At 51.8% G+C, this 12384-nt stretch carries 7 protein-coding genes; 6 read left to right on the top strand and 1 reads right to left on the bottom strand.

Annotated features, from left to right (window positions below; all coding sequences use genetic code 11):
- Positions 1-76 precede the first annotated feature (76 nt).
- Positions 77-1051 (top strand): AraC family transcriptional regulator, encoded by a 975-nt coding sequence (locus tag KK083_RS11960; RefSeq protein WP_254163468.1) that lies wholly within the window; start codon positions 77-79, stop codon positions 1049-1051.
- A 219-nt stretch (positions 1052-1270) separates the two neighbouring features.
- Positions 1271-3970: a GH92 family glycosyl hydrolase gene (locus KK083_RS11955; protein WP_254163467.1), complete on the top strand. Its 2700-nt coding sequence runs from the start codon at positions 1271-1273 to the stop codon at positions 3968-3970.
- A 338-nt stretch (positions 3971-4308) separates the two neighbouring features.
- Here KK083_RS11955 and KK083_RS11950 read toward each other — a convergent pair whose 3' ends face one another.
- Positions 4309-4539 (bottom strand): hypothetical protein, encoded by a 231-nt coding sequence (locus KK083_RS11950; protein ID WP_254163466.1) that lies wholly within the window; start codon positions 4537-4539, stop codon positions 4309-4311.
- A 43-nt stretch (positions 4540-4582) separates the two neighbouring features.
- Between KK083_RS11950 and KK083_RS11945 the strand changes: the two genes are divergently transcribed.
- The 4 genes from KK083_RS11945 to KK083_RS11930 all read left to right on the top strand — a co-directional run bounded on the left by KK083_RS11945 (position 4583) and on the right by KK083_RS11930 (position 12277).
- The gene (locus KK083_RS11945) at positions 4583-5932 is read left to right on the top strand and encodes a hypothetical protein (protein ID WP_254163465.1); all 1350 of its coding nucleotides are present in this window, start codon (positions 4583-4585) and stop codon (positions 5930-5932) included.
- Positions 5933-6760: 828 nt separating this feature from the next.
- Positions 6761-9910, top strand: a complete 3150-nt coding sequence (locus KK083_RS11940) for a SusC/RagA family TonB-linked outer membrane protein (RefSeq protein ID WP_254163464.1) — start codon at positions 6761-6763, stop codon at positions 9908-9910.
- A 19-nt stretch (positions 9911-9929) separates the two neighbouring features.
- Entirely contained in the window at positions 9930-11399 is a 1470-nt protein-coding gene (locus KK083_RS11935) for a RagB/SusD family nutrient uptake outer membrane protein (protein WP_254163463.1), read from the top strand.
- A gap of 44 nt (positions 11400-11443) precedes the next feature.
- On the top strand, positions 11444-12277 hold the full coding sequence (locus tag KK083_RS11930) for a lipocalin-like domain-containing protein (protein ID WP_254163462.1): 834 nt from the start codon (positions 11444-11446) through the stop codon (positions 12275-12277).
- The last annotated feature ends 107 nt before the right edge of the window (positions 12278-12384 follow it).

Genomic DNA, 12384 nt, shown 5'->3' with positions numbered 1-12384 from the left:
TCTGGGAGGGCTAGCTGGCTAACGAAATAAACAATTGGTGTAAATTGCGCCATTCTTAAAAGACATTACGCCAAATATGCATTTTCAGGCATCTATCCTTCGCAATCACATTTACAGCGCAGCAAACCACGGAGCGAATTTTCATGAGCTCTGCAGGCGTATCAATATTTCGCCTGAGCAGCTGAACAATGCCGAGGCCATGATCCCTTCGGAAATTGGAGGGGAGTTCTGGGCACATGCTGTTGAAATGACGGGAGATGAGTTTCTGGGCCTTCACATGGGCAGCGAAAGCAACAATACTGAATTTGGCATGTTGGGCTTCCTGGCCAAAAGTTGCCGCACCCTTGGCGACGCGATCACCACAGTATGCCGGTACAACGATACCATATCAGGAGAATTCATTTACTCACTGGTCGTTACAGGCAACAGGGCGGTGCTCACCATTGAAGCGGTTCCGTTTTATGCCGCGCAATTCCCCGTGGCCGCACAACAAGCGGTAGAGTATGCTATGGCCGGATTTACAAGAGCTTTCCACAGCCTAAGCGGAAAAAGCGCCAATCCCGAACACGTGGAGCTGCGTTATCCTAAAAGAGACATAAAAGAGTATGAGCGGATCCTGAGATCGTCGGTGACCTTCCAGGCGCAACGCAATGGTATTATCCTTGACAAAAGTGTGCTGGAAATACCTGTGATCAGCTATGACGCATCGCTCTTTGCCCTGTTCAACAGCCTGCTGGAGCAGAAACAACAGGCACTACGGTCGCAGGCAACCCTGAGCGAAAAGGTGAAACGCATGTTGCTGGTGAATTTTAAAGGCCAGGTGCCGCACGTGGATATCCTGGCATCCGAGATGTGCATGACCGCGCGCACCCTGCAGCGGAAATTATTGGAGGAGAAGACGAGCTACCGGGCCATCTGTAATGAAGTAAGAAAAGAAGTGGCAACAGGCCTGCTCGGCCAGGCAGCCTCCCGGAAAGAAGACATCGCCGCATTGCTCGGATATGCCGATGTGAGAACATTCCAACGGGCGTTGAGCAGCTGGAGTAGGTGACGTCTTTAGTCCATGGTCCATGGTCCTTAGTCCTTAGTCCATGGTTGTAACGTGTAAACTCAAAGACGACTCTTTCGAGTCAAGGAGCGGAATCTTGCTGGTTCCTTCGCACGGCAATGGTCCATGGACTATCGACCATGGACCCATTTAAACCGTTTGCATAAATCGAATTTCGTTTGTACCTATGTTCATACATATTTGGACATAACGTCACTACCCATGAAATACAGGTTTTTCAGATATGCAGGCATGCTTCTGCTGATCATAGCGGGAGGCCAGGCGCAGGCAACACCCGATAACATTGCGCCGAAAGCTACCGTCACCGCATCTACATCGCTGAGCGCGGCGTATCAACCTGGCAATATTGCTGACGGCATCATCGGGGTGCCGGGCAAAGGTGAGTGGGCCTGCCTGGGCGACACCACAGACTGGGGATACATTCGCTTTCCGTGGATCCAGCTTACCTGGAACGAGCCGCAAAGCATCAATCGTATCGTACTGTTTGATCGTGCATCGGCAAAAGATCATATCGCCGGCGGCAAACTTCTCTTTAGCGATGGCAGCATGGTCTGGGTAAACCAGATCCCCAACGACGGCACAGGCAAGGAGATCCGTTTCGAAGCGAAGACCGTAACATGGGTGAAATTCATTACCACCGATGGCACAGGAAGAGACCTTGGCTTTTCTGAAATAGAAGTGTATCCCAGCGAATCACAGTATAGCGATTATGTTTCATGGGTGGATCCATACATTGAAACGAACCGCGGACGTTATTTCTTTTTTATCACGGGCAGCCGTCCGTTCGGCATGGTGAGCGCGGCGCCGCATACCCGCAACAAGAATCAGAATGGCGGTGGATATAATTATAATGAGAATGAGATCCTCGGCTTCGGGCAGATCCATGCGTGGATGATGTCCGGTATCGAAGTGATGCCCGCGTCAGCAACGGTTGATCCGTCAGGAGGAGAGCAGGCCTGGAAATCGAAGTTCTCGCACCAGGACGAAATTGTACAACCGGGCTACCACCGCGTTTACCTGCAGGACCACAAAACCTGGGTAGAGCTCACGGCCACCGAGCGTGTAAGCTTTTATAGATTCCGTTTCACAAAAGATATGAAAGCCCAGGTGCTCACAAATCTTGGCGGCTACCTCAGCAACAGCACCATGGCGAATGCCGATGTGAGAAAAGTCAGCGACCGCGAATTCGAAGGATCGTTCAGCTCCGTGAAACGCTACTGGGGCGGTCCTAAAGATGTGAGGATGTTCTTTGTAGTTCAGTTCGACAAGCCCCATCGCCTGGATGGGTGGAAAGGCAAAACCAGGCAGACCAATATCAACAGCATCAGTGGCGACAGTGTGGGTGTTGCAGCCCAATACGATGTGAAAGCCGGCGACTTCGTGCAGATGAAGATCGCCATATCGTACACCAGCATCGACAATGCGCGCAAGAACCTGCAGGCCGAGTGCACTACCTGGAGCTTCGACGAGGTGAGAAACGAATCAAGAAAGATCTGGAACGAATGGCTGGGCCGTATCAAAGTGGAAGGCGGCACGTATGCGCAGAAGATCAAGTTCTACACGGACCTCTGGCACGTATTGCTGGGCCGGCAGAAGATGAATGACGTTTCCGGCGATTATCCAGACCGCACCACCGGCAAACGCGACGGAAATTTTACCGACGCCATCTTCAAAGTGAAAACACTGCCGAAAGATGAGAACGGCCAGGTGAAATACAACATGTACAGCTCCGATGCATTCTGGCTCACGCAGTGGAACCTCAACATTCTCTGGGGGCTTGCATGGCCTTCGGTTCAGGATGATATGTCTGCTTCCATGATCCAGTATGCTGACAATGGCTACCTGCTGCCACGCGGCCCCAGTGGTGGCGGATACTCTTATATCATGACGAGCAATCCCACGTCTGCGCTGATCGTGAGCACCTACATGAAGAACATGCTCACCAAAGTTGACGCCGGTCACGCCTACGAGGTGATCAAAAGAAATCAGTTGCCGGGGGGTATGCTGGGCAGCGCGGACGAGATCAATTTTTACACGAAGAACGGATGGTGGCCTAACAATGTGGGCATCACCGCCGAAGCCGCTTTCCAGGACTGGAGTGTGGCGCAGATGGCGTTGAAGATGGGTAAGAAAAAAGATCATGACTTCTTCATGAAACGTTCTGAAGGATGGAAGAAATGTTTCAACCCGAAATGGAAGCTGTTGTTTCCCAAAGATGAGAAGGGCAGGTTCATGCACGACGATCCGCTGAGCGGACACGGCTGGGTGGAAGCCAACGCATGGCAGGGAACGTGGTCTGTTTCGCACGACATAGCAGGTCTATCGAAGCTGATGGGCGGAAACGATACGCTCTGCAGCAAGCTGAACTATGCCTTCGAAAAAGCGGAGCCGAGCGATTTTGTTTTTGCGTACACCAGCGGTTATGTGAGTTATGCCAATCAGCCCGGATGCTCCAATGCACACGTTTTTAACCACGCAGGCAAACCTTGGCTCACGCAGTATTGGGTGCGTAAAGTAAAAGAGCAGGCGTACGGCGGTACAACGCCCGACCTGGGGTACGGCGGTCACGACGAAGACCAGGGGCAGATGGGTGGCGTGAGCGCGCTCATGGCCATCGGACTCTTCAGCTTGCAAGGCAACGCCTCCGTTGTTCCCACCTACGATATTACGAGTCCTGTTTTCGACAAGATCACCATCGAGCTCGATCCGAAGTATTACAAAGGCAAACAGTTCGTGATCACCACGCACAACAACAGCGCGGCGAACATGTACATCCAGAAGGCAACGCTCAATGGCAAACCTCAGGATAAGTTCTGGTTCACACATGAGGAGTACGCCAAAGGAGGGGCGCTGGAGATCTTTTTAGGGCCGGAGCCGAATAAGGGGTGGGGAGTGAAATAGGAGTAACCCACCTTCGCTATCCCCGCGCTGATGCCCGTCGCGGGCTATGATGGGTGAAAGGAGTAAGGAGTAGGAGCCAGGAGTCAGAAGCCAGGAGTCAGGAGGGGAGGCTCGCAAAGGCTGTCATCCAGAGTGCCTATACAGCAGAATGCGGTAGTGATGATGGAATGACGTGTGCGTTTGCTTTCATGGCTGGCATTTCAAATTACGGCTTCAGGAGGCTCCTATGGAGCCGTGCAGGTAAATTGATCCGTTTTCTATAGACAGAACACTCCTATGGAGTGAAATGCGTTCAGCTCCGGATGGAGCTGCCTGTTTATAGAATTGATAGTTGATTCTTACTCGGCTCCATAGGAGCCTCCTGTGGGCACGTCATTGGGAGCGGTGGCGGCGCAGTAGGTGGTGCGAGCGAAGGCTCCCCGGATCATCACGATGTATTTGCATCGAAGGAAATCTTCCGCCGTGTTTTGAAAGCCAACCATTTTAATAGACATCATTTCAACCCGGCTCAGTCCGGAAAGAAGCTCCTGCCGGTTTAGTAAAAGTGAATAGAAAAGGTTAACTTCCATTAAGCCTGGTCTTTTCACTAACCATCATCCAAACCACCCACCCATGAGGACCGAGATGTTATTGAATTCCAATATCCTTCGAGGAAGGTTATTCATTGCTTTTCTGATCCTGATTCCGTGCATTTCGCGTGCGCAGGATTCACTGGCCAATAAATCTGATGAGATCTTTGATCTGTCGCTGGAGGAGCTTTTGCAGATCAAGATCACGGAGCTTGACAGAAGCCTGAAGCTCTACGGATATATCAACACAAACGCCGAGCAGCAATTCAATTTTCCCAGCGTTGGACCTGATGGCGCTACTATGAAAGAAGACGACCCGTTTGCATGGGTGCCTGTAAAGGCTTTTCACCTCTATGGCTCAGCTTACCTTGCGGAGAATATTGACGTGCTTTTCAACCTTGCTTACAATGACGAGGTGATTGAAGTGCGCAATGCCTGGGGCAACTTTAAGATCAGAAGATCGCTTCAGGTCAGGGTGGGAAAGATGTACCGCAGGTTCGGATTGTATAACGAAAGGCTTGACCAGATCCCTACGTTCACCGGCATCGAGCCTCCCGAGATCTTCGATACAGACCATCTTTTTGTGACCCGAACAACCAACCTGATGGTTCACGGCAACTGGAACGTGGGCCTCACCAATTTTCAATATTCGCTCACTACAGAGAACGGCGAAGGCGGCGCTGCGAAAGGTGTGGTTCCGCTGGGCTGGGACCTGCGCGCAAAGTCCGACATCAACTCATGGGTGTTGGGTACTTCGGGATTTAAAAGCAGCATGAACAGCAACAACACAACATCAACGGTGAGCTTTGGCGAGGGATCACCCAAAGGAGGGGTGCTGCCCTGGATGGATGGCGACAACTTCTTTCTTACAGGCCTTTTCGGCGAAAAACAGCTCGGCAGGCTGAACATCCAGGCTGAATACTGGATCGCCCGGCACGACGCCCTCCGTAATCCGGAGCACGTGTTAACCATGGTTGCGGAAGCAGGCATCAACCCGCAGCAGCGCCAGCGGTTCCTGGGCAGCAATGCGGGGAAGGCCAATGATCAGCTCACCACAGCCGATGTTGTTGTACCCGTCAAGTACAATGTAAAAACGTACTACATCCGGCTCGCCTATAACCTCGACTCAAGCATCGGCCAGTTTGTTCCTTACCTGTTTCTCGACTGGATGTCACACCCGGAAGTCATCAATAACAAAACTTACGGCGGAGACCGCGAAGCCGGATTGGCAGACGATGGCATTTTTACCAAGACCTCCGCCGGCGTTGTGTACAGACCGATCCCTGCGGTTGCCATCAAGCTGGATGGAAGTATCCATAGCCAGAAATTCAATGGCGAAAGTGTTCAATATCCTGAAATAAGATTGGATTTTTCGTGGGCGTTTAAGAATTGAGTTGTGTAGTCCACAGTCCACGGTCTTCCCTTGGTTCCGTCATCCTGAGAACTTATCCAGCAGAGCGCTGCAGTGACAATAAGAATGACGTGTGCGTTTGTTTTCATTGCTGGCATTTCAAATTACGAATCAGGAGGCTCCTACGGAGCCCAAGCGGATAAAATTGATCTATTTCTATAGACAGAACACTCCTACCGGAGTGAAATGCATTTTAGCTCCGGATGGAGCTCCCTGTTTATAGAATGGAAGATTGATTTATATTGGCTCCATAGGAGCCTCCTGTGGACACGTCATTGGGAATGATGGATTGAGGGCTGGGGATGCGCGAATGAAGGATCCCCGTTTGACAGCGTGCTTGCGAAAGTGTTATGCTTTCGAATTAAGTGAGCAGTAAGCTTCCTGGGGATCCTTCGCTCGCACATCACGCCGCAAACCACTACTCTTAATGACGGGATAAAGGGTCCGTTGGACTATTCAAAAAAAATATAAAAACATACACGTCTTGCCACAGCACCGTCTTCCATGCAGGTTGTGTTTACAGGCGGATAATCACATTACGGAAAAAATCAACGTGCTTTCGGAGGCAGAATTCTTACATCCTGTGTGACGAGCGGCCGTGGGCGGTTTCTTATGGAGAATGCTCAAAATGGCCTTTTTTGCGCATTCAATCGTTTTAAAAAAATCTTAATTCCCTTTTTTGTTGTCATTTTTTTACTGACTTTTGATTTGTTCATATGTTCATACATACTATCCAGGGACTTCCCGAAAGAAGCCGGTCATAGCTGTATGGACATGACCCATTTACCCTACACATTTAAATAATTGTATATGAAGAGAAAATTCTACCGCGATGTCTGGTTGATGGCCATGGCCGTCTTCCTCTGCGTTGAGGTGTCATTCGCCGCCGGTGCTTCATTTGTTCCTGCTGTTGCCATGCAGGAGAAAGTGGTGACCGGTAAAGTTACTTCCGCCGATGGGGAGACCCTGCCCGGCGTGAACATCCTGATCAAAGGACAAAGCGCCGGAACCGTGACGGATGCCGATGGTAACTATAGCATCGCTGTTCCCGGACCCGATGCTGTGCTTGTGTTTTCGTACATCGGCTTCTCGCAAGAGGAGATCACGGTGGGCGGTCAGTCGGCCATTAATGTAACCATGACTCCTTCGCTTGAGACGCTTTCTGAAGTGGTGGTGATCGGTTATGGTGTGGTTAAAAAATCCGACCTCACCGGCTCCGTATCTTCCGTGAAAGCTGACGAGCTGAAGGCTGTTCCCACAACCTCGTTCGACCAGGCGCTGCAGGGCAGGGCTGCGGGTGTGCAGGTGATCCAGACATCCGGCCAACCCGGCGCAGAAGCGTCGATCCGCATTCGTGGTGTGAGCTCCATCCTCGCTGGCAATGAACCGTTGTATGTGATCGATGGTATGCTGGTGAACAGCAGCACCAATGACGTAACTCCCGGTGGCGGCATCGGTACAAACTCGCCCCGCATCGGACCGCTCTCGGCTATTAACCCGAGCGATATCGAATCCATCGAGATCCTGAAAGATGCTTCCGCAACAGCGATCTACGGATCACGGGGAACAAATGGTGTGGTGATCATCACTACCAAAAAAGGTCATAAGGGTACGAACTCCGTTAACTTTGACAGCTACTATGGTGTGCAGGAGATCTCTCATAAAGTAGACCTGCTCAATGCCCAGCAGTTTGCAGAGCTGACGAACGAAGCCAGGCTCAATGCAGGGCAAACTCCTGTATATGTGAACCCGGCTAACCTGGGCAAAGGCACAGACTGGCAGGACGAGATCTTCCGTGTTGCCCCCATGCAGAACTACCAGCTTTCATTCTCCGGTGGCGATGATAAAACACAATACCTCATCTCCGGCGGATACTTCGACCAGGACGGCATTATCCTGAATACGGATTTTACCCGTTATACTTTCAGGACCAACGTGAGCCGTCAGATCAGCAAACGTTTTTCTGTAGGAACGAATTTCTCTTATGCCCATACCAAAGGAAACACCACCAGCACCGGCTTGCAGGTATTCACACCTGGCGTTGTTGGCGCGGCCATGGGCATGAACCCTATACTGCCAGTGTATGATGCCACGGTAGAGGGTGGTTACACATACGAGAACGATCGTGGTACCGTGATCGGCAACCCGGTAGCGGAAGCGCTCGAGCATAAGGCGCTCAGCACCAGCACCAGGCTTCTCGGCAACGTGGAGGCCCGGTACAAGTTCACCGACGCGCTGGAGTTCAAAACTACCTTCGGTATCGATGGTGTGTTTGCAAGAGACAGAAGCTTCGCGCCCCGCTGGCTTAAGTCGGCCCAGGGATCGAAAGGGGAAGCTGGCATCGCTACCCTCGAGGCCATGACATGGCTGAACGAGAACACGCTGACCTACGACAAGAACGTGGGCGAGAAAAGCAACATCAACGCTGTGGTTGGTTATACCGTACAGGAGTTCAACAACGAACGCCTCGCCAGCTATGTTTTCGATATCACCGATCCACGGATGGGTTATCACAACCTGCGCGGCGGCACCAACGCACAACCGCCTACCAATGGCGAAATGCGCTGGAGCATGGTCTCTTACCTCGGGCGTGTGCAATACTCCCTGAACAGCAAATACCTGTTTACGGTAACGGGCAGGGTAGACGCCTCTTCCAAGTTCTCGAAGAGCAACAAGTATGCTTTCTTCCCGTCAGCAGCTTTTGCATGGCGCGTGTCGGATGAATCGTTCATGGAGAATATCGATGTGATCTCCGACCTCAAGCTGAGAAGCTCCATCGGTATCATCGGAAACCAGGCCATCAATCCTTATGCATCGCTTGCCCTGGTGGCACCGTATGGCGAAGGAGTTTTCAACAATGGTCCTACCGCCATTCCTTATTACAGCAGCCAGCCTTCCAGCTACAGCAACCCGAACCTGAAGTGGGAAACCACCCGTCAGTTCAACGTAGGTCTTGATGTAGGACTCTGGGAAGACAGGGTTACGCTGAGCGCCGATTATTACAAGAAGTATACCTATGACCTCCTGCTGAACACACCGATCCCCGTTACCTCGGGATTCAGTGAAACGGTGCTGAACATCGGCAACATCGAGAACAAAGGTTTCGACCTCGAGATCAACACCATCAACACCACGGGTGCTGTGAAGTGGAACACAGGCTTTAACTTCTCTACGTATAAGAACAAGATCACCAAGCTGGCCACCGACAACGATGTGATGCTGGGCTCAGGGTTGATCCTGCGTGAAGGCGAATCGATCGGTACATTCTATGGCTACCAGTTCCAGGGCATTTTCCAGACGGATGAAGCGGCCAGCAGCAGCGCTGTGCTCAACAGGCAGCAGAACGTGCCTGGCAATGAAGACACCCGGGCCAGGGCAGGAGACAGGCAATACCGCGACGTTGTTGCAGACAATGTGATCAACGAACAGGACAGGACCATCATCGGCAATGCGTTGCCTGATTTCACCTGGGGATTGAACAACACTGTTTCTTACAACAGGTTTACCCTCAGCTTCTTTATCCAGGGTTCACAAGGCAATGATATGGCCAACCTGAACCTGCTGGCGCTGGAAGATTTCAGGGGCACACAAAACGTTTCTGCGGAAGCAGGCCTCAACCGGTGGACACCGACCAACCCCAGCAACAAATATCCCCGTGCGCTGGCCAACCAGACCGTGGATGTGGGTACGTTCTCATCGGCCATCATCGAAGATGCTTCTTATGTGCGCCTGAAGAACATTACACTTGGTTACGACCTGCCTTCATCCGTGCTTGAAAGAGCGCGTGTGAAGAACCTGCGGGTATATGTGAGCGCGACCAACCTGGTTACCCTCACCAACTACAGCGGTTATGATCCTGAAGGCAGCGCTTTGGGAACCACTACCGCGATGCCGGGTGTGGACCAGGGACGTTACCCGCTTACCAAAACGTACCTCGTCGGGTTAAACATCGGATTCTAATCACAAAAGCATTGTCAATATGAAATTCTTAAAACATATAAAGATAGCCGGTATGTTCACGCTTGTGGCGTTGCTCGCACCGGGTTGTCAGGATTTTCTGGAAGAGAATCCTAAAGACAGGGTTGCTACCTCCAATTATTACAAGACCGAGCAGGACGCGATCTCGGCAGTGAACGCAATTTATGCGCACCTCAACTCACAGAGTGGCGATACGTTCGGTGGTGTTTATCACAGCAATTTCTGGATCACCATGGGACTTGCTTCTGACGAGATGAACAACAACCAGGCTGGCGCGGTGAACGAAGAGCAGTTGTCTAACTTCGCTTACTCTCCCCAGAACGGTGTTGTTTTCGATGTGTGGAAACAGCACTACAAAGCCATCACACTGGCCAACATCGCCATCGAAAAGATCCCTGCCATTAAAATGGACGAGACGCTGAGAACAAGGCTGGTGAACGAAGCCAAGTTCCTCAGGGCGTTGCTGTACTTCAACCTGGTGCGCATGTTCGGTGAGATCCCGCTGTTGCTGAAAGTGGATGAGCCCCTCACACCCGGCGCAGCCAAAGTCGACGACATCTATGCACAGATCATTAAAGACCTGTCAGACGCGGAGGCCCTTCCGGCAGATCAGGCCGAAGGCAGAGGCAGGGCAACCTCAGGCGCGGCCAAAGCCATTCTCGCAAAGGTTTACCTGACCCGCAAAGACTGGGCGAAGAGCGCTGCGAAATCGAAGGAAGTGATCGATTCACATAAGTATGAGCTGTGGGATAATTTTGCCGATGTGTTCAAGATCCAGAACCGCGGTGGCAAAGAAGCGATCTTCTCGGTTGGCTTCGGCGATGCCGGTGGTGCCATCATCTTCTGGGAAGTGGCCCAGTTCCATGTAAGGTTATTACCACAGGCACTGGCAACAGCGAAGATCACTACCAATACACTGGGATGGCAGGTGCCCACCAACGCACTGGCCACCGCTTATGGCGCAGGCGATGAAAGAGGTGCCGTAACCGTATTCAACAGATTCAACGAGACCGTCGCCGGTACAGCTTACAATGTTCCATTCGACAAATATTATTTCAGGAAATATTGGGATGTAACCGTGCCGGGTGAATTCACCAATGCACAGTCGGCCAATGATTTCCCTGTGATCCGTTATGCCGATGTGCTGCTGATGTACGCCGAAGCCCTCAACGAGGTAACTGGTGGTTCAGCGGAAGCGCACACGTACCTGAACATGGTACGCGACCGCGCCGAGCTGCCTGACCTGTCAGGATTGAGCCAGGCAGCGTTCAGGGATGCCGTGCTTCAGGAGAGAAGACTGGAGCTTGCGGCAGAAGGCCATCGTTGGTTCGACCTGGTGCGCACGGGTAAGCTTGAAACGCTGGTGCCAGTGTCAAAGCCGGGCGTTGTGCCGCAGAGCCGGTATAACCTGTTCCCCATTCCGCAACGCGAAAGGGATCTGAACACCAATCTCCCGCAAAACGATTACTAGACAAAATTTCAGTGATTGGATATAACATCTAAAAACTTAACATCATGAGATCATATCGTCAACTATTCATATACGGCGTCATGGCGGTCTCTGCCTTCTTCGCCTCCTGTGAAGATGACACAGAAACAAACGCCGACGATCTGTCGCTCCCGCTCAGCGTGGCAGGCAGCAACATCAAGGCTCCCGGAAACGGGCAATACAGGCTGAACACTTTATCGGCCGAGAATGTCGCCGTAACAGCAGCGATCGCTTCCGCGGAAGTGCGGTCGTTCACCATCACCAAAAAAGTGAACCTGGTGACGGACCCTACATTCGGTCAGAATGGTGTGCTCACGGTGAATCCGTCATCGTTCAGCGCCGGATATGTTTTCAATTACCTGGCGCCGACCAGCGATATCGATAAACTGGTAGGTTTTACTTTCCACGTAGAAAAGACCGATGGCTCTGTTCTGGAAAGCGACCTCACGCTGGTGGTGACGTTGTCGCCCCGCGATAACATTCCTACCAAAAGATGGAACCTGAAATCGAAGATCTGGGTAGACGGTGGCAACCTTGAAGACCTGAAGGATTGCGAGAAGGACAATTATTATTTGTTCAATGCCGACAAAACTGCCACGCAGAAATATGGTGCCAATGCCTGTACTACCGGATGTGACGGATGCTGGCAGGAGAGTACCTGGGAATTGAGCGAAGACGAAAAAACCTTTACGATCAAGCTGTACAATCTTTTTGCGCCAGACCAGACCAGGACGGACGTGTACCGGGTGAAAACACTGACCACGGAACGCCTGGAGATCGAGATCGATTACGACCTTTCAGTGTTCGGCCTTTCCACGGAAGAAACGTTCCTCTTCAAGCTGGAAGCCGCTCCGAAATAGACCATGTAGCCCGTCCTTGCTCCGGCAGCCTCAAAAACTGCCGGAGCTTTTTTCTGATGATGGGTTTGCCGGCCCCCCGCCGCGCCCATCCTGCCGTAAACCCGTTC

It is taken from the genome of Chryseosolibacter histidinae, from assembly GCF_018598225.1.
Classification (GTDB): domain Bacteria; phylum Bacteroidota; class Bacteroidia; order Cytophagales; family Cyclobacteriaceae; genus Chryseosolibacter; species Chryseosolibacter histidini.
The sequence above is the reverse complement of the archived record's forward strand: the minus strand, read 5'-3'. Positions and strand labels throughout refer to the sequence as shown.

Coding starts and splice junctions, on each gene's coding strand:
- KK083_RS11960 (WP_254163468.1), top strand. CDS start 77: ATGCATTTTCAGGCATCTATCCTTCGCAATCACATTTACAGCGCAGCA.
- KK083_RS11955 (WP_254163467.1), top strand. CDS start 1,271: ATGAAATACAGGTTTTTCAGATATGCAGGCATGCTTCTGCTGATCATA.
- KK083_RS11950 (WP_254163466.1), bottom strand. CDS start 4,539: ATGGAAGTTAACCTTTTCTATTCACTTTTACTAAACCGGCAGGAGCTT.
- KK083_RS11945 (WP_254163465.1), top strand. CDS start 4,583: ATGAGGACCGAGATGTTATTGAATTCCAATATCCTTCGAGGAAGGTTA.
- KK083_RS11940 (WP_254163464.1), top strand. CDS start 6,761: ATGAAGAGAAAATTCTACCGCGATGTCTGGTTGATGGCCATGGCCGTC.
- KK083_RS11935 (WP_254163463.1), top strand. CDS start 9,930: ATGAAATTCTTAAAACATATAAAGATAGCCGGTATGTTCACGCTTGTG.
- KK083_RS11930 (WP_254163462.1), top strand. CDS start 11,444: ATGAGATCATATCGTCAACTATTCATATACGGCGTCATGGCGGTCTCT.